The 16,476-nt window shown below is 56.9% G+C and carries 19 protein-coding genes; 9 read left to right on the forward strand and 10 right to left on the reverse strand.

Features of this window, described 5'->3' with window-relative positions:
• Window positions 1–39 precede the first annotated feature (39 nt).
• From AC5SEO_RS23325 to AC5SEO_RS23355, 7 genes are all read right to left on the reverse strand, one after another.
• Window positions 40–753, reverse strand: coding sequence for an anti-sigma factor (locus AC5SEO_RS23325; protein WP_004431391.1), 714 nt, complete (start codon window positions 751–753; stop codon window positions 40–42).
• Window positions 750–1,292 (reverse strand): sigma-70 family RNA polymerase sigma factor, encoded by a 543-nt coding sequence (locus tag AC5SEO_RS23330; RefSeq protein WP_004431393.1) that lies wholly within the window; start codon window positions 1,290–1,292, stop codon window positions 750–752. The genes AC5SEO_RS23325 and AC5SEO_RS23330 overlap by 4 nt, the downstream gene beginning before the upstream one ends.
• Before the next feature lie 131 nt (window positions 1,293–1,423).
• Window positions 1,424–1,855, reverse strand: a complete 432-nt coding sequence (locus AC5SEO_RS23335; protein ID WP_495364075.1) for a DUF2177 family protein — start codon at window positions 1,853–1,855, stop codon at window positions 1,424–1,426.
• A 20-nt stretch (window positions 1,856–1,875) separates the two neighbouring features.
• Window positions 1,876–2,253, reverse strand: a complete 378-nt coding sequence (locus AC5SEO_RS23340; protein WP_495364076.1) for a DUF2147 domain-containing protein — start codon at window positions 2,251–2,253, stop codon at window positions 1,876–1,878.
• 30 nt (window positions 2,254–2,283) lie between these two features.
• Window positions 2,284–3,516: an SAM-dependent methyltransferase gene (locus AC5SEO_RS23345; protein WP_149910473.1), complete on the reverse strand. Its 1,233-nt coding sequence runs from the start codon at window positions 3,514–3,516 to the stop codon at window positions 2,284–2,286.
• The gene (locus tag AC5SEO_RS23350; protein ID WP_149910472.1) at window positions 3,503–4,321 is read right to left on the reverse strand and encodes a DUF1365 domain-containing protein; all 819 of its coding nucleotides are present in this window, start codon (window positions 4,319–4,321) and stop codon (window positions 3,503–3,505) included. Before AC5SEO_RS23350 ends, AC5SEO_RS23345 begins: the two co-directional genes overlap by 14 nt.
• Complete coding sequence (locus AC5SEO_RS23355) at window positions 4,318–5,691, reverse strand: NAD(P)/FAD-dependent oxidoreductase (protein ID WP_173994445.1); 1,374 nt, start codon at window positions 5,689–5,691, stop codon at window positions 4,318–4,320. Before AC5SEO_RS23355 ends, AC5SEO_RS23350 begins: the two co-directional genes overlap by 4 nt.
• Before the next feature lie 192 nt (window positions 5,692–5,883).
• Here AC5SEO_RS23355 and AC5SEO_RS23360 point away from each other — a divergent pair, with 192 nt between their 5' ends.
• The 6 genes from AC5SEO_RS23360 (at window position 5,884) to phrB (ending at window position 12,681) form a co-directional block, all read left to right on the forward strand.
• The gene (locus AC5SEO_RS23360; RefSeq protein ID WP_113473464.1) at window positions 5,884–6,672 is read left to right on the forward strand and encodes a DUF1295 domain-containing protein; all 789 of its coding nucleotides are present in this window, start codon (window positions 5,884–5,886) and stop codon (window positions 6,670–6,672) included.
• Window positions 6,669–7,694, forward strand: a complete 1,026-nt coding sequence (locus tag AC5SEO_RS23365; protein WP_065660341.1) for an SAM-dependent methyltransferase — start codon at window positions 6,669–6,671, stop codon at window positions 7,692–7,694. Before AC5SEO_RS23360 ends, AC5SEO_RS23365 begins: the two co-directional genes overlap by 4 nt.
• 287 nt (window positions 7,695–7,981) lie before the next feature.
• Entirely contained in the window at window positions 7,982–9,307 is a 1,326-nt protein-coding gene (locus AC5SEO_RS23370; RefSeq protein WP_113473428.1) for a putative bifunctional diguanylate cyclase/phosphodiesterase, read from the forward strand.
• Window positions 9,308–9,457: 150 nt separating this feature from the next.
• On the forward strand, window positions 9,458–10,450 hold the full coding sequence (locus AC5SEO_RS23375; RefSeq protein ID WP_035200441.1) for a hypothetical protein: 993 nt from the start codon (window positions 9,458–9,460) through the stop codon (window positions 10,448–10,450).
• A 102-nt stretch (window positions 10,451–10,552) separates the two neighbouring features.
• Window positions 10,553–11,113, forward strand: coding sequence for a GNAT family N-acetyltransferase (locus AC5SEO_RS23380; protein WP_035200443.1), 561 nt, complete (start codon window positions 10,553–10,555; stop codon window positions 11,111–11,113).
• A 44-nt stretch (window positions 11,114–11,157) separates the two neighbouring features.
• Window positions 11,158–12,681, forward strand: a complete 1,524-nt coding sequence (phrB, locus tag AC5SEO_RS23385; protein WP_495364077.1) for a (6-4)DNA photolyase — start codon at window positions 11,158–11,160, stop codon at window positions 12,679–12,681.
• 218 nt (window positions 12,682–12,899) lie between these two features.
• Here phrB and AC5SEO_RS23390 read toward each other — a convergent pair whose 3' ends face one another.
• The 3 genes from AC5SEO_RS23390 to AC5SEO_RS23400 form a co-directional block, all read right to left on the reverse strand.
• Window positions 12,900–13,313, reverse strand: a complete 414-nt coding sequence (locus tag AC5SEO_RS23390) for a curlin (protein ID WP_162685982.1) — start codon at window positions 13,311–13,313, stop codon at window positions 12,900–12,902.
• 168 nt (window positions 13,314–13,481) lie between these two features.
• Entirely contained in the window at window positions 13,482–13,880 is a 399-nt protein-coding gene (csgH, locus tag AC5SEO_RS23395; RefSeq protein WP_065661939.1) for a curli-like amyloid fiber formation chaperone CsgH, read from the reverse strand.
• A 65-nt stretch (window positions 13,881–13,945) separates the two neighbouring features.
• The gene (locus tag AC5SEO_RS23400) at window positions 13,946–14,383 is read right to left on the reverse strand and encodes a curlin (protein WP_013761025.1); all 438 of its coding nucleotides are present in this window, start codon (window positions 14,381–14,383) and stop codon (window positions 13,946–13,948) included.
• 245 nt (window positions 14,384–14,628) lie between these two features.
• Between AC5SEO_RS23400 and AC5SEO_RS23405 the strand changes: the two genes are divergently transcribed.
• Genes AC5SEO_RS23405 through AC5SEO_RS23415 form a run of 3 tightly spaced genes read left to right on the forward strand, consistent with a single transcriptional unit; the run spans window position 14,629 to window position 16,475 of the window.
• Window positions 14,629–15,192, forward strand: coding sequence for a hypothetical protein (locus AC5SEO_RS23405; protein ID WP_076845953.1), 564 nt, complete (start codon window positions 14,629–14,631; stop codon window positions 15,190–15,192).
• Window positions 15,193–15,223: 31 nt separating this feature from the next.
• Entirely contained in the window at window positions 15,224–15,754 is a 531-nt protein-coding gene (locus tag AC5SEO_RS23410) for a lipocalin family protein (protein WP_035200449.1), read from the forward strand.
• Window positions 15,755–15,773: 19 nt separating this feature from the next.
• Window positions 15,774–16,475 carry an SDR family oxidoreductase gene (locus tag AC5SEO_RS23415; RefSeq protein WP_162719897.1) on the forward strand — a complete coding sequence of 234 codons (702 nt, stop codon included), beginning with the start codon at window positions 15,774–15,776 and terminating at the stop codon, window positions 16,473–16,475.
• Window position 16,476: the final 1 nt, after the last annotated feature.

Raw genomic sequence — 16,476 nt, forward strand, 5'->3', positions numbered from 1 at the left:
TGTTTCAGCAGTTGGCAAAAGCGCATGAAGGCGTGACGTTTAAAGCTGCCTTCGTGCAGTGCCGATCGCGATTACAGGTCCGGTTGCCTGACCAGTTGGTGATCCACCGAAGGGTTCCACGCTGATCGCGAAGGTCGTGCCTTCCGAAATATTGTTACGCATATCCGCCGGGATAATGAGATCGCCATTCGTTCCGGGCTGGAAGACACCGAGCGAGCGGGTCTTGCCGCCATCCATCACAAGCCACAGTTCCAGTGATTTCTCATCGGCCTTGCCGGTCGCAACCGGTATAATGTGCATCCTGCCGGTCTCTGCATCATAGGATGCAAGCAGGTTGACCTGACTGTCCGTTGTCGAAAGTTCGGCTACCAGCGGAGCTGTGCCCTGCCATTTTTCGGGAAATGCGGCGTAAACGATCGCTGCCACGGCAGCCGCGCTCGTGGCGACCGATATCCATCGCCAGAAGGATGCGGAACTCCACAGGCTGCCATTGGCGTTGCTGGTCTTGCTGCCGAACAGGCGTTCTTCAATGCGGGCGAGAATGGCCGCACTCGGCGCCTGTTCTTCGTAATCCACGTTGAAGTCTGAAAATTCGCTTTCCCAACGGTGGACCAGCTGCGCGAAGACCCTGTCGTCCTGCATGCGCCGCTCGACCTCACGACGCTTTTCAAACGGCAGCACGCCGAGCACATATTCGCCAGCGAGGATTTCGTCGCGCGAATGCATGCCCTCGCTGTTTTCGCTCGTTGTCATCGCTGCATGCACTCTCTGAGTTTGAGAAGGCTTCGCCGCAGCCAGGTTCTGACCGTGTTGAGTGGCACCCGCAATTCTTTGGCGAGTTCGATATAGCTCAGGCCTTCGATATAGGCACGACGCACCGCCTGCGCATGAACGGTTTCAAGTTCCTGCATGCAATTGTCGATCCTGCGACCCTCATCGGCCAGAACGACCTGCTGCTCCGGATTGCGGATGCTGTCATCGGCAAGGTCATAGGCTTCGTCAATGTCGTCGCCCACGGGTTTGCGGGCCCTGATCGTATCGATCGCATGGTTTCGGGCGATTGCGGCGAGCCACGTCGACGGTGTGCCGGCGCTTGCTGCAAATGTGAGGGCTCGTTGCCAGATCTTGATATAGACTTCCTGAAGCGCTTCTTCGGCTTCGGTCCTGTCACGCAGGATTTTCAGGCAGATCGCATAAAGCTTCGGGCTGGTGGCTTGATAGAGGGAAACGAATGCCGAGCGATCGCCCATGCCGACGCGGTTTATGAGCGTTGCTATCTCTGTACCCTGCATTCGAACATCCCTTCTTGCGCCTCCTATATAGGGTTGTCCTTTGTGGGAAGGCAAGGCATGCGCGAAATGAAGTTCACGTCTTCCCGGCCAAAACTTGGCCGGGTGGAAGCAGGCGGCAGGGATGGTCGCTGTCATAACACACCTGCCGGATTTTGCAGTGGACCGACCAGCCGTACGGTGACGAGGTAACCGATGATGGCAGCGGCTGCGGACGCGAAAGTGCCCCACAGAAGATCTGCGATGGTCAATGTCGTGGACCAGCTTTTCAACGTTGCCTGATTGGTGAGATCATATGTGGCATAGGCCATGAAGCCGACGGCTGCACCATAAACCAACGCGGTCGTCCACTGGCCTGATATGAGGGCTGGACGAACCGCAAGAAAGGTCAGTCCGGCCGCGTAGATGAGATAAAAGATGATCGCCGGGGCCAGTCGGAAGTTCTCAGCCAGAAGATCGCCGATCGCCGGGCGATAAAGCCGCGACGCCATGGTGCTTAGCCAGATGAAGTCGATCACCAGAAAGGCGATGAGGGTGAAGAAGTAGGCTGAGATATAGGTCTTCATCGGTTTGTCCTTTCCAGAGTCTAGTTGATGCGGGCCCAGGTAATGCCTTTGCACAGGAGACCAGCGACGATGCAGCCCTTGGTGGTCATGCTGTTGCCATCAACCGTCACGGTTATCTTGTAGGATTTGTCGCGTTGCGGATCGAAGGCAGTGCCCGAATAGACGCCTGTTTCATCTGGCTTTATGGTCATGATCAGCCGGTCACCGGTCTTTTCCTCGGGCGTGCCCGGTTTGATCCAGGTATTGGTGGCGCATATATTGTCGCCGCAGGGCGCGATTAGCACTTTCGCGTTGCCGTCGCCGCGCGCCCAGTTTCCGTCGATGTCTGCTGCTCCGGCACCAGAGGCCGCAAGCATCGGACCCAGGACGGATGCGATTATCAAGATATTGATTTTCATCGTCTTTCTCCGCAGTTGTTGCCCCGCCTCTTATTTGTGCTCGATCGTGTAGAAGCCAACATTGATGGTGCCCTCGGTAAAGCCGGCTTCGCAGTAGCAGAGGTAATAATCCCAGAGCCGCCTGAAGCGGTCATCGAAACCCAGCAGCGAGATCGTCTGCCAGCGCGCATGGAAACGCTGCCGCCATTCCGCCAGCGTGCGGGCATAGGACTGGCCGAAAAGCTCGGTATCGGTGAGGCTCAGACCCGCCCTGCCGATTGCTCTTTCAAGGGCTTCGTCAGATGGCAGGAAGCCGCCCGGAAAGATGTATTTCTGGATGAAGTCCGCGTTTCGCCGGTAATTATCGAACCGGGCAGGTTCAATGGAGATGATTTGCAGCACCGCGCGCCCGCCGGGTTTCAGGCAGCGTTTCACTGTTTCGAAATAGCTCGGCCAATAGGCCTCACCGACCGCTTCGAACATCTCGACGGAAACGATGCGGTCGAACTTGCCTTCGACATCGCGGTAGTCCTCGAGCCTGAGATCGATATGCTCAGCCTTGTCGGTTTTCTCCGCTGCCGCCTTTGCCCAATTCAACTGAGATGGCGAAAGGGTGAGGCCGGTAACGTTGGCATCCGCCTGGGTCGCGAGGTGGATTGCAAGCGCGCCCCAGCCGCAGCCAATCTCCAATACGCTCTCACCGCCGCTCAATTGCAGCTTGTCGACGATGCGGTTGAGTTTTTTGAGTTGGGCCGCCTCAAGCGTTGGCGTCGTATCGTCGAAAATCGCCGACGAATAGAGCATCGAGGAATCGAGCCATTGCCGGTAGAATTCGTTGCCGAGATCGTAATGGGCCTCGATGTTACGGCGGCTGCCGCGCTTTGTATTGGCGTTCAGCCGGTGGCCAAGGCGATTGATGAGGCGCATGGGCAGGCTACCGCGCGTCGATCCCCCGAAAGCGTCGTTGTTCTGTGCCGCAAAACGGATCAGGGCGGTCAGATCCGGTGTGGACCAGTCGTCTTCGATGTAACCCTCGGCAAAACCGATGTCGCCATTGAGGATGAGCCGCCGTAGCGCGCGCCAGCGATGGAGAACAAGCGTCGCCTCGGTGCCCTCATGTTCCCCGGATTTCTCAATCACGCCGCCACCGGGCAGCATGACGCGCAGTCTGCCTTTGGAGACGTTGTTCAAGAGCTTGGCCATGAGCCAGCCTTCGGGACCGGTGCGTTGCCGCATCTGCGTGTTTTCCAGCGATAGTTCGTTGAGATTGTCAAACGGGGTCATGAAGTTTGGCCTCGATTTGCGATGGTGATGGGTGAATGAAGGAGACAGGGGCAGACGGTGGACGCGGTCGTTTTCTCAACCGCACACCCTTGAGCCATATTTTAAGTGCTTCCCAATGGATGCCTGCAACAACCTTGAGGGTAAGAAAGGGGATGGTGACAAAAGCCTTCAGCAGCGCGCCATCGGTCAGCTCGACACGCCGCGCCAGATGCCTTGCAGTCAGGACCGGCCCCTCATCGTCAAATGTATCGATAACGATCTTCAGCTTGTCGCCGGGTGGAATGACACGGAACACATAACGGAGATCCATGTCCATGAAGGGCGAGACATAGAAGGCCTTGTCGCAGCGCTGGACGATCTCTGCCGCACCCTCGGTCTCCACCGGGATAAGGTAGGAATGCCGCTCGCCGAACGTGTTGTCGACTTCCCAGAGAATGGCTTTGAGAGACCCGTTGCGGCCGTGGCAGAAAAACACGCTGAGTGGATTGAAGGCCCAGCCGAGGAGGCGTGGCATGGTGAGCAGACGGATCGGACCACCATCGACGGTCATGCCTGCGGCCGTCATGGCGTTTTCGATCTGGTTGCGCAATTCCATCTTGCTCCCGTCGCCGCGGTCCCGGCGGTGAAAGGAAAACAGGTTGAAACGATCGACGGAGAACAGTCGCAGCTTACGGTCAAGCGCATCAAGTTCATCAAGGTCGAGAAGCAGCGAGTAAATGCGATAGGCGAGCCGGTGCGCTTTCGGCTTGAAGCGCGCATGCATGACATGTCCGGGAAAAAGGGCGGAGGAGAAATGAGGCGTCATGGGATCGCCTCAACGAGTTTGATCGTTCTTTTCCGCGAAGCCAAATTCAGACGGACGATCCGGCCGCTATCATCGGTAACCTTCCAGGGCCTCGACAGGCCGCCCAGATCCTCGGCGACGGCAAGCCCCGCCTGAATGCCGTCTTCATGAAAACCCGAGCCAAAATAGGCGCCGCAGAACCAGGTGTTTCGCAAACCCTGCAACGCCCACAGTTCCTGCCTCATTTGCTCGGTGCCGGCATCGAAAACAGGATGGTGGTAGGTTTCCTCGGTGATGATTTTTCCCTTTTCCGGTTCGCGCGTCGGGTTCAGCGTTACGAAGGTGTCAGGGATTTCACCCAGAGGCTGAAGCTTGTTCATCCAGTAGGTGATGCTCGGCTGCCCCGTTTCAATGCGTGTATCGGCCACATAGTTCCAGCTTGACCAGGCGGCGCGCCTGCGGGGCATGAAACTGCTGTCCGTGTGCAGTACCGCCCTGTTTTTCGTATAGCCAAACGCGCCGAGAATGCGCCGTTCGGCTTGCGTCGCGTCCGTCAGCATCTCCAGCGCCTGATCTGCGTGTGTGGCAATCACCACATCGTCGAACCGTTCGAATTCGCCGTTAGTGTTGGCGATCTCGACCCCGTCCGCCAGGCGGTGGATGCGTGTGACGGGTGTCGAGAGCCGAATGCGATCGGCGAATGGCGCAGTGAGTCGTTTCACATATTCCCGGCTCCCGCCGACAACGGTGCGCCAGACGGGCCGGTTGCGGAGCAACAGCAGGCCGTGATTGCTGCAGAACTTCACGAAATGTGCTGCCGGGTAACGGCCGACTTCCATGGCCGGGGTAGACCATATGGCTGCGGCCATCGGGTAAAGATGATCGTTGCGAAAGGCGTCGCCATAGTTGTTTTGCGAAAGATACTCATCGAGCGACATGTCGCCCATCATCGGCAGATCGCGCGGGGCATTGCGATAAAAGCGCAAGAGGTCGGCAAGCATTGCCCAGAAACGCGGTCTGACGGCATTTCTCTTTTGCGCCAAAAGGCCAAAGCCAGAGCCGCCGGAATATTCGAAACCGCCATCATCCAGCGAAACGGCAAAGGACATGTCGGAGGCTGCGGTCGTCACTCCCAGCGTTTTGAAAAGTGCCGTCAGATTGGGATACGTCACCTCATTATAGACGATGAAACCCGTATCGACAGACACTGCCCCCTGTTCAGTTTTGAACGTCACGGTGTTGCTGTGGCCGCCGACGCGGTCCGCAGCCTCGAAAACCGTGACATCATGCCGTTTCGACAAAAGCCAGGCCGCAGACAGACCGGAAATGCCTGTTCCGATCACGGCGATGTTTCGCCGGCTGTCTTTTCTTTTGGCTTCGGTATCGAACATGGTTCCTCGCTATTGCATTCACAATTCAGTTTTACGGCCTGCGACAGATACGAAGCAGCGGATCGATAAGTTTCAGCGGCGCGCAAATTTTTCAGAATTTTGTCAGGCGCCTGAAACTCTTTTGCCGTCTCGCCCGTAGTTGCCACTGGAAACTTGGTCTGAAGGCCTTCGAATACAGTGAGCGGAATGGTGATGATGTCTGTTGTGGTGGCCCTTGCCGTGCTGATGTCGCTTCTGATGGCGGCAGCCTGGGCGTTGCAGCGTTACACAGGATCGAGTGGCTGGATCGACACCGTCTGGTCTGCGAGTGTCGGGCTCGGCGGCGTGGTTGCCGTCTTGTTTTCCGATGGAGATAGCTGGCGCCGGGGAGCGGTTCTCTTTCTTGTACTGGTGTGGTCGCTGCGGCTCGCGGGACACATCGGCATGCGGACGAGGGGAGGTGGCGAAGATCCACGTTACGCGAAGCTTATAGAAGAATGGGGCAGCAATGCCTCATTGCGGCTTTTCGCTTTTCTCCAGATCCAGGCCGTTGCCGCCTTTGTGCTGGTTCTCGCCGTCTATCTTGCCGCCAGCAATCCTTTGCCATTTCCAAGCATTATCGATGTGATAGCGTTGATCGTCGCGGCTGGTGCGCTTGTCGGCGAAGCGACCTCCGATGCACAGCTTTCACAGTTCAGAAAAACCCCGGAGGCCAAAACCGGCGTCTGCGAGACTGGTCTGTGGCGTTATTCGCGTCATCCCAACTACTTTTTCGAGTGGCTTTTCTGGTGCGGCTTTCCGTTGTTGGCCATCCATGCGCAGCCGTTGTCATGGCTGTCGCTTGCTGCTCCAGCCATGATGTACTGGCTGCTCGTCCACGTCTCCGGCATTCCCCCGCTAGAAGAACACATGCTGAAATCACGCGGAGAGAAATTCCGCGCCCTGCAAAACCGCGTCAACGCCTTCTTTCCGGGGCCACGCAAGAATGAGGACACGCCATGAACATGCTCGCATTCGCCATCAATGCTGCCGAACGCGCACCGCTGAGTGACAATATGACGCTTGCCGGCATCGACATGCTCTGCGCGCGCACCAAACGGCGACTTGCCGGCGTTCCGGCGGCGGAAGAAAACGCTTTTGTGTCTGATATGGCGAAATTTCCCGTCGCCACACACACCGACGAGGCGAACAGGCAGCACTACGAGGTGCCGGCTGAATTCTTTGCAATCGTCCTTGGCGCGCAAAGAAAATATTCCTGCTGCTTTTATCCCAATGCTCAGACAACGCTGGATGAGGCTGAAACATTGGCGCTGGAGGAGACTGTTTCGCATGCCCGATTGCAGGACGGGATGAATATTCTCGAACTCGGCTGTGGCTGGGGTTCGCTCTCCCTTTATATGGCCGGTCGGTTTCCCAATGCGCGGATTACGTCCGTTTCAAATTCGGCTTCGCAGCGCGAATATATAATCGAACGTGCAAATGAGCGTGGGCTGTCGAACCTCTCGGTGGTGACGGCCGATATGAATGATTTCACCACTGACGAGCGTTTCGACCGTGTCGTATCGGTGGAAATGTTCGAGCACATGTCGAACTGGCAGGCATTGTTCGAGCGCGTCCGCTCGTGGCTGACGCTCGAGGGCAAGTTCTTCCTTCACGTCTTCAATCACCGGGATCGATCCTATCGTTTCGACCATGGCAACCGGGCAGACTGGATCGCGCAGCATTTCTTCACCGGCGGCATTATGCCTGCCTTCGATCTTCCTCACCGTTTCCCGGCGCAGTTCACCGTGGAACAGGAATGGCGCTGGTCGGGATCACATTATCGCCGGACAGCCCTCGACTGGCTTGGAAATTTCGACCGGGAGATCGACCGTATCCGACCGATCCTGCAGCGGGTCTACGGCAACGATGCGCGCTTGTGGGAACGGCGTTGGAGACTGTTCTTCCTCGCGACGGCAGGTCTTTTCGGGCACGAAGACGGTAAGGTCTGGGGCGTTGGCCACTACCTCATGGCGCGCGTCTAGATCGCTGCAAACACGCGCATGCGAACCAATCCGGCGCCGCTTCGCCCTTCGTCGCGATGCGGCGAAGGTGTCTCCTCGGTTGGCGCAGGCCGCTGAGGCCGGCGAAGCGGGAAAAATGGATATACGATTGATTGTGCCTGATTTGATCGTGCAAAATTTGTGTACTTCATTCCTGTTTGCTTAACCCCGTTTTTTGAAATCTGCGAAGTTCGGCGACCTCGTCTAGCTTCCGTTCGGCTTTTGCATCAAGGAGCGGGCCCGCCCCGTAGTCCAAGCCAAGGGTCAGCATGCCTTTTCAGAAAACAAAAGACCGAGAGGAATATTCGCAGCATCTTCTTCTCCTGTGTCGAGTTGCAGCCTGGATGGGCGTGGCGCTGGCGACTGGCTGGTTCGTGTTTTTCATTCTCACGGAAAGATGGGGCATTGCGCTCAGCCTCCTCATTCTAGGGGTTGCGATCGTGCCGTGCTGGCTGACTTGCCTGATGGGCCACTTTTCCCTCGGACTCATTCTGGCACAGAGCGCCTGTATCCTGTTCGTCTGCTGGTATTCCGTCGCTATCGATGTCTCAGACGATACCATACCGAGGACGACGCATCTCTACCTGCTCGTCATCATCTTCGTCGGCTACATGAATTTTCAACGCCAGCGTTCCGCCGCCCAGTTTCTGGTCATCGCGGCAAGTCTCGCGGCCTTTGTTTATTTCTGCGCGTCCGCCGCGCGTTTTTCGTTCAGCACTCCCATGCCGCAGGATGTGCGCAGCATCAGCGCCTGGTTCAACAGCGTTTTCGCAGCGTTGATGCTGTGTGGCGGTGTCGCCGCCATGCAGGCGCAGTTTCGCAGTCATACGAAAAAAGCCCTGGAACTGCGCTCCGCGCTTTCGAATGGCCAGTTTGAACTTTTCTACCAGGCGCAGGTCCGCGCAGACGGCACGCTGCTTGGCGCAGAGGCGCTGTTGCGGTGGAACCACCCGAAAAGGGGATACATCCCGCCAGCCGATTTCATCGCGCTTGCGCAGCAAACCGGTTTCATGCCGACAATCGGCGCTTGGGTCATTGCCGAAGCCTGCAAGACACTTGCGAGATGGCAGGAGAACCCGGCAACCCAGAATCTCACCTTGTCGATCAACATCACTGCCGATCATTTCGTCGACGCGGGATTTTCCGGGCAGCTTCTTGATGCCGCCTCGTCTCAGGGCATCAAGCCACAGCTTCTCAAGCTGGAGCTGACCGAGAGCGTTTTCCTATTCGACATAGAAGCAGCGATCGCGAAAATGAAGCTCCTTGATCGTTCCGGCTTCACGATTTCACTCGACGATTTCGGCACTGGCTACTCCTCACTGAGCTACCTGCGGCAATTGCCGCTCAAACAGATCAAGATTGATCGCAGCTTCGTGACGGGGGTGACCGAAAGCGGGCGTATGGCGACAATCACGCGAAACATCGTCCAGATGGGGCACGACCTTTCACTGGAAGTTCTGGCCGAAGGCGTGGAGACCGAGGCGGAACTGCGGATGATGCTGTCCTACGGCTGCCGATTGTTTCAGGGCTATCTTTTTGCGAGGCCGACGAGCCTCGTCGAATTCGAGCAATATGCCGCCCGCCCATCGTCCTGACCGGACGTTTTGCGATAGGCTGAGGCATCAGGATCGAATTCAATGGCGTGCCTGCCGGCAGATCAGGCCGTTGAACAATGCACCATTCGTCGGATAGAGCTATCTTGCCTGTCAGGATCGCAATCGATCCACATCATTTCGTTGGTTCGCATGATCCCAGTTGCACTACCCTCCGTCGAAACGCTGCTTTTGCTTGCCTTCCTTCTTGCCACGACACTTGTATGGGGTATCTGGACAATGGTTTTGATTGCACGATACGCAGGAGGCCGCTGGGCGCGCCCGATGATGCTGCCCTATGGCCTGGCGACCGCCATTGCGATTTTTACACTTTGGCAGTTCGGTAATTTCTATCTCCAGATGCGTGCCTATGACAGGGAAATGGCGTCTAGCTATCGCCCGGAGCTTGGGGAGCCGGTGCGCCTTGGCCAGATCGACATGCCCGAAGGCACGAAACTTGAACTGGCCGTGGCCGACACCAGGGAATCCTTCAACCGCGCGGTCTTCCCCCATCCCGTGCGGGTCGCGAATGTCGATGCCGTCGAGATCGCACGCTATATCGCGATAAAAACCAACGGGAATTATGAGACCGTCGGCTTTGTTCCAGAGACGATGCGGGTGACGGGCAACGGCGTGACCCTGCAGAGCGGCTGGCGCTGCGATGCGGCACAACCGGTGGAGTTCGACCTGAAGGCTGACGGGGATGTATCCGCTTTCAGCCGATGTGTCCTTGCCGACGGGAATATCGTCGATGGCATTGGCTTGCCGAAGGGGACGTTTCTGCGTGCCTCCACCGGCAATGTCTATACTGACGGTTTCATCGATTCCGACAGGTGGGTTCTCGACACGCCCACGGGCCAGGCTATCCGCATTGATGATTTCGCTCTTGAGGATGTCACGCTCGCCCTTGATGGCGAAAGAAAACTCTATGAAATCCGAAGCGCGGTTTTGTCGAAGGAAGCAACAGCGGGCGCGCTCCACTTCGCAGCCGGCAGTGGAATTCGCCTCAATCCCCGGCACATCCGGACTGATTATCCCGGTGCATGGTTGATAACACCATCTTCCGCGTCCGGTTCTGAACCGGTGTCGCTTCGATCAAGCGTGCTGAACAGAGGCGGAAAGCTTCTGGCCACCCTTTCCGACTAGCGCATTGGTGGACCAGATACTCTGAACGATCTCGATGGAGGTCTCTCTTGCGATCAGGTGCCCGCGACCCCAGATATCGCGCATTATTGAAAGTGCGCATAAATGAACCCTGAGAACTACCTACCGATAAAGACCGACCGGCTGATCCTTCGTAAATTCCAGGCCGCTGATCTCGCATCATACGCCGATTACCACACGCGCGATGACGTCTACCGTTTCCTCTATGCCGCACCGCCTTCGGATGATGCGGTGAAAACGCAATTCGCAGCGCTGCTCGAGGCTCCGTTCGCAGAGGACGGCGATACGTTGCGACTTGCCGTTACGCGCAGCGACGACGACACGTTGATCGGCGAAGTCCTGCTTAAAATCGCGAGCAAGGCGGCTTTGCAAGCGGAAGTCGGTTATGTCTTCAATCCTGATTTTTCAGGTAAGGGATATGCGACGGAAGCCGTCCGGGCCATGATAAGCCTCGGCTTCGAGACGCTCGGATATCACCGGATTTTCGCGCGGCTGGATGCCCTGAACCACGGATCGATCGGCGTTGTTGAACGCCTTGGCCTGCGCAAAGAAGCGCATTTGATCGAGAATGACCGGTTTGGCGGCACCTGGGGGGATGAATTCATCTATGCCACCCTGAAGAGGGAGTGGGCGTCTAGCCCGTGATCTTGCGCAGGTGATGATTATGTCGGGTTTGAAGGAAATTGTCGGTGTCTCAACTGGTCTTGATCCTCGGCGATCAATTATCTTTCTCCCTATCTTCGCTGGATGGTGTCGACAAGACGCGCGACACGATCCTGCTTTGCGAGGTAATGGCGGAGGCTACCTATGTCGGCCATCACAAAAAGAAGATCGCCTTCATCTTTTCCGCCATGCGCCACTTCGCCGAGGAACTGCGTGGCGAAGGATACCGGGTTCGCTACACGCGGATTGATGATCGCGACAATGCGGGCTCCTTCTCCGGCGAGGTGCAGCGGGCGTTAAACGACCTGACCCCTTCCAGGATTTGCGTCACCGAAGCTGGAGAATGGCGCGTCAAATCAGAGATCGAGCACTTCGCCAGTGCCTTCAACATCGAGGTCGATATCCGCCCTGATCGGCGCTTTCTTGCCGGCCATGAGGAGTTCGAGCGCTGGGCGGCCGGGCGCAAAAGCCTGACGATGGAATATTTCTACCGGGAAATGCGTCGCAAGACTGGCCTGTTGATGAATGGCGAAGAGCCGGTCGGTGGACGCTGGAATTTTGACTCGGAAAACCGCAGCCCCGCCAAGCCGGACCTGCTGAGGCCAAGACACCCTGTCTTCGCACCGGACAGGATAACAAGGGATGTCATCGACACCGTCGAGCGGCTGTTTCCCGACAATTTCGGCAAGCTTGAGAACTTTGGTTTCGCCGTCACCCGCGCCGATGCCGAGCGGGCGCTCAGTGCCTTCATAGACGATTTCCTGATGAATTTCGGCGCCACGCAAGATGCCATGCTGCAGGATGACCCGTATCTCAACCACTCGCTTCTGTCTTTTTACATCAATTGCGGGCTGCTGGACGCGCTGGAGGTCTGCAGGGCGGCGGAGCGCGCCTACTACGAGGGCGCGGCACCGCTCAATGCCGTCGAGGGTTTCATTCGCCAGATCATCGGCTGGCGGGAATATATGCGTGGCATCTACTGGTTTGCGGGGCCGGACTATGTCGACAGCAATTTCTTCCAAAACGACAGGCCGCTGCCGGGCTTTTACTGGACGGGCAAAACCCACATGAACTGCATGGCGACCGTAATTACGGAAACCATCGAAAATGCCTATGCTCACCATATCCAGCGCCTGATGATCACGGGAAATTTTGCCCTTCTCGCCGGCATTGATCCGAACGCCGTTCATCAATGGTATCTGGAGGTCTATGCGGATGCCTATGAATGGGTTGAGCTGCCGAATGTGATCGGCATGAGCCAGTTCGCCGATGGCGGCTTTCTCGGGACAAAGCCCTATGCCGCAAGTGGCAACTACATCAATCGCATGTCGGACTATTGCAGTAGTTGCCGCTATGATCCCAAGGAGCGTCTCGGTGACAAGGCCTGTCCATTCAACGCGCTATACTGGGATTTTCTGGCCCGCAACCGTGAAAGGCTGAAATCCAACCATCGGCTGGCGCAGCCCTATGCCACATGGTACCGGATGAGCGAAGACGTCCGCCATGATATCAGGGCAAAGGCGGCTCTGTTTTTGAACCGCCTGAGCTAACGCGGCCCTTTCTCTGCTTTTGCCGACGGCGGGATACGCGATCAGAGCTGTCCCTGCGCATGTCTCGGTCATGACGTGGCTCGTAAACCCAGCTCCGCGTGGTGCCGGCAGCGCCGCCGGTCCATGCGGCAATAGTGCCAATGATAAGAGCGACGAAAGCGAGCTATCGGAAACGACGTGAAGCCTGCCGCGTTTCTCAGCTTACTTTAAACTATCACTTACCAGCCGTAGCTGAATGTCAGGCCGCTGCCGTTGTCTCCGTTCTGCTCCACGTTGGTTTCGGTGTTCCGCCCATACTGGAAAATGCCATAGGCATTGTTATTGCCGTTTTGCTGCAGCGTTGCGGAATGGCCGTTGCCCCGCTGCCGGATAAAGCCGAGATTGCCGCGACCGTTCTGGGCGATGCCTGCCGCATTTCCCCGGCCCAATTGCCGGATGTCTGCGTCTTTCAGATCGCGATAAAGCGAGTAGGCGCGCAGACCGGTTGAGAACAGATCCCCATCCCCGGAATTGCCGGGCGCGAGGTCAAAGGAAATGCGGCCACCGGCATGGGCGGGAGCCGTAAATCCGAGCGGCGCAAGGCCTCCGACAAGCAGAGTAACGGTGAGAAGTTTCAACACGTTGCGGGTCATTCTGATCTCCATTCTGTCAGTGCCTTTGCCGATGATCCACTCTCGCATCCTGCAACTGAACCCGAACGGAATTGCCCATTCACATGTCGTTCAGTCGCTGCACGAGGATCAAAGAAAAGGGCGCTCAACTGGCGCCCTCTCTGGTGGAAATGTATAGTTGAGGTCAGCCTAGTCGCCGCCAACCTGCTTCGTGCAGCTGAAGCGCCTGCCATCGATTTCGAGATCCAGCACTGCCTTGTACTGCGCTCCCTTCGCGCCAAGCGTTACGGAACTCAGAAGTTGCGAACGCCCGGCAGCGGCATCAAAGCCGCCGCCCTGGTTGATGACGGAACTCCCGCTGCCTCCTGAATTTTCGACGTGAAAGGCATAGGTACCTCCAGCACCGGTATTGCCCTTTGCGAAGGCCTCCAGCCTGACCATGCCCGCCTGTGGTGTTGCCTTGATCTCGCAAAGCTTGCCTTCGCTCAGGTCATTTGCGGTCGACATGGCTGCAATGGCGCCGAAGGGAAGCAATGCAACGGCAAGGATAGCCGCCAGGCGGCGTGGATGTGTGACGCTATGGGGCATGGCTAGTCTCCTTGATGATCTGTTGACTTGATCTCGACCAGTTGCACGTCAAGGCCTGCGGCGGCTTAAGGGCAGGCCTGCACAAAAGCCGCTACATTGTCATTGCCGCCCTGGTTCACATTGGCGCTGCAGCCACGGCCAACCTGAACACCGGCCGCGATGTTGCCGTTGCCGTCCTGAGTCAGGATGGTGGTGTGGTTTGAGCCGAACTGGCCGATGCCCGCCACGTTGCGGCTGCCGTTCTGATAGGTTGAGCCGTAATTGTCATGCCCCTCCTGACCGACAGCCGAAAGGTTGTGACGACCATATTGATGGCCGACGATCCGGTTATAGCCGCCGTTCTGGTAGGTGCGGATCCGGTTGCCATAACCTTCCTGTGCACCACCGGCAGAGTTCGACCACCCATATTGTTCGATGCGCACATCGTTGGCCATGGCGGGAGCCGTGGCGGTGAAGCCAACGAGAGCGGAGAGTGCAATTGCAACGAAAGACGTACGGATCATGACTGTCTCCTCAGGCGGATAAGACCGCGGTTGAACGTCTTTGTTGTAGACGGTCCCGTTGGAACGGAAGCTGAAGAGATTATTCAGTCGTGGTTCATTGGCGGGGTATGGTCCCAGCGTCGCAACAATGGTGACGAACAGGATGACTAAAGTTTTCTTGGCAGGATGAAACCAAATTGGCTCGCCTTTCGTACATGGCTTGCGCCTTCAATGTTCAGGCGAAAAGGGAGACGAATCTGGGTCCGATGGAGATTCAAAGCCGCGCTAGCCAGCCCGCAAATGCAGGGTCTGCTGCAAGAGATGATCTGACGCGAGCAACCATAACCGTTGCCTGGGTCATCATCCTCAACAAGCCATTTTATCCGCTTTACGTGTGGTATCTGGTCGATGACGGAGCTGCGGCATCGCTTGTCACCCTATTGTCGGTGCCATTCTTTCTCGCGATACCATTCCTGGCGAAAAAATCCCCGTTGGCCGCGCGCCTCGCTCTCCCTTTGGTGGGAACAATCGACACGCTGTTTGAAACCAAACTATTCGGCCAGGCTTCTGGCACCGAATTTTTCTTCGCAGCCTGCATCATGCTTGCAGCCATGTCGTTCCGCGCAGACGAGAAGCTCTGGCAATATGCGATGGCAATCCTCGTCTTCATCGCTTTCTTTTTCTCGCGGACGTTTCTGGGCGCGCCGCTGCAATCCTGGTCGGCAGACGATCTTGCAACGCTTCTCAATCTGAATGCGTTCTCTGCCGCCAGCCTCATGGTCTTTATCGCCCTTAGATATGCCGGCATTTCACGGCGATCCGAAATCTGAACAAGAGCCGTGCCATCGACAGGAGGAGTTTATGCTTAGATATTGTAACCGCGTGATTGGTGCCCTGACATTTTCGCTGTTTCTGTTTGCCGGTTTTGCGGTTTCCGCAGCCCCCAAACCAGTTGCCGTGGGTCTCGATCATTACCGCGGTACCTGGCTTGAAATCGGCCGTACACCCATGTTGCTGACAGATGGATGTGTTGCAGGATATTCCACCTATCGGCAGGGAGCATCGGCGGATGAAGTGCTGATAGAAGATGGCTGTCGAGCAGGAAATCCGAATGGTCGCCTCAAGACGGTGAACGGCGTCGGCAAGATCGAGGATTTCGGATCAACCAATGCGAAGATGCGCGTTCGCTACCCTCTTTTCATCACATTCAATTATTGGGTTTTCTACAAATCGCCTGATAAGTCCTGGTTCATCAGCGCCAACCCGTCGACCGGCGATGTGTGGATCTACGCCCGCAACATCCCGTCCAAAACGAAGCTCAATAAAATGATCACGAAAGCACGTGAGCTTGGCTACGACGTCAGCAAGCTCGAATTCCCGGTCCAGAAATAACAGCTGATGGAGCGCACCGATTATGCAGTCGCTTGAAAATGGCTACAGGGCGATCGTCTTGGGCGCATCCGGCGGCATTGGTGGAGCCCTGTTGTCGTACTTCGAGGCCGACCCTCGTTGCGCGTTCGCCTTGCCGCTCTCGCGAAGCGTCGATGGTCTCGACATAACGAACGAAACCAGAGTGCGCGAAGTTGCCGCCCGTCTGGAGGCTCAGCGCGGCTCCTTCGACCTGATATTCAATGCAACCGGTGCCTTGACGGTCGATGGTGCCGGTCCTGAAAAATCGATAAGGGCGATCGACGAAGTTCAAATGGCGAGGCAGTTTGCGGTCAATGCCATAGGCCCCGCTTTGCTGCTCAAGTATTTCACCCCGCTTCTGCGCAGAGACAGGCGAAGCATTTTCGCCTCCCTGTCCGCGCGCGTTGGCTCGATTGGCGACAACAGATTGGGCGGATGGATCTCCTACAGAGCATCCAAGGCCGCTCAAAATCAGATCATCCGAACCGCAGCCATCGAAATCGCCCGCACAAACCCACAGGCCATCATCGTGGCACTTCATCCCGGAACAGTCGAAACAGAGCTGTCCCAGCAATTTTCGAAGGGCAAAGACTTGTTCACCCCGCAGCAGTCTGCCGCGCGCCTGATGGAAACAATCGATGGTCTCACACCGGCACAAACAGGGCAGTTTTTTGCCTATGACGGTTCAAGGATCGAATGGTGAG

It is taken from the genome of Agrobacterium sp. K11, assembly GCF_059429395.1.

Bases quoted from the DNA above. Each gene is read 5' to 3' on its own strand.
- AC5SEO_RS23325 (WP_004431391.1), bottom strand. From the start codon at position 753: ATGACAACGAGCGAAAACAGCGAGGGCATGCATTCGCGCGACGAAATC.
- AC5SEO_RS23330 (WP_004431393.1), bottom strand. From the start codon at position 1,292: ATGCAGGGTACAGAGATAGCAACGCTCATAAACCGCGTCGGCATGGGC.
- AC5SEO_RS23335 (WP_495364075.1), bottom strand. From the start codon at position 1,855: ATGAAGACCTATATCTCAGCCTACTTCTTCACCCTCATCGCCTTTCTG.
- AC5SEO_RS23340 (WP_495364076.1), bottom strand. From the start codon at position 2,253: ATGAAAATCAATATCTTGATAATCGCATCCGTCCTGGGTCCGATGCTT.
- AC5SEO_RS23345 (WP_149910473.1), bottom strand. From the start codon at position 3,516: ATGACCCCGTTTGACAATCTCAACGAACTATCGCTGGAAAACACGCAG.
- AC5SEO_RS23350 (WP_149910472.1), bottom strand. From the start codon at position 4,321: ATGACGCCTCATTTCTCCTCCGCCCTTTTTCCCGGACATGTCATGCAT.
- AC5SEO_RS23355 (WP_173994445.1), bottom strand. From the start codon at position 5,691: ATGTTCGATACCGAAGCCAAAAGAAAAGACAGCCGGCGAAACATCGCC.
- AC5SEO_RS23360 (WP_113473464.1), top strand. From the start codon at position 5,884: ATGATGTCTGTTGTGGTGGCCCTTGCCGTGCTGATGTCGCTTCTGATG.
- AC5SEO_RS23365 (WP_065660341.1), top strand. From the start codon at position 6,669: ATGAACATGCTCGCATTCGCCATCAATGCTGCCGAACGCGCACCGCTG.
- AC5SEO_RS23370 (WP_113473428.1), top strand. From the start codon at position 7,982: ATGCCTTTTCAGAAAACAAAAGACCGAGAGGAATATTCGCAGCATCTT.
- AC5SEO_RS23375 (WP_035200441.1), top strand. From the start codon at position 9,458: ATGATCCCAGTTGCACTACCCTCCGTCGAAACGCTGCTTTTGCTTGCC.
- AC5SEO_RS23380 (WP_035200443.1), top strand. From the start codon at position 10,553: ATGAACCCTGAGAACTACCTACCGATAAAGACCGACCGGCTGATCCTT.
- AC5SEO_RS23390 (WP_162685982.1), bottom strand. From the start codon at position 13,313: ATGACCCGCAACGTGTTGAAACTTCTCACCGTTACTCTGCTTGTCGGA.
- csgH (WP_065661939.1), bottom strand. From the start codon at position 13,880: ATGCCCCATAGCGTCACACATCCACGCCGCCTGGCGGCTATCCTTGCC.
- AC5SEO_RS23400 (WP_013761025.1), bottom strand. From the start codon at position 14,383: ATGATCCGTACGTCTTTCGTTGCAATTGCACTCTCCGCTCTCGTTGGC.
- AC5SEO_RS23405 (WP_076845953.1), top strand. From the start codon at position 14,629: ATGGAGATTCAAAGCCGCGCTAGCCAGCCCGCAAATGCAGGGTCTGCT.
- AC5SEO_RS23410 (WP_035200449.1), top strand. From the start codon at position 15,224: ATGCTTAGATATTGTAACCGCGTGATTGGTGCCCTGACATTTTCGCTG.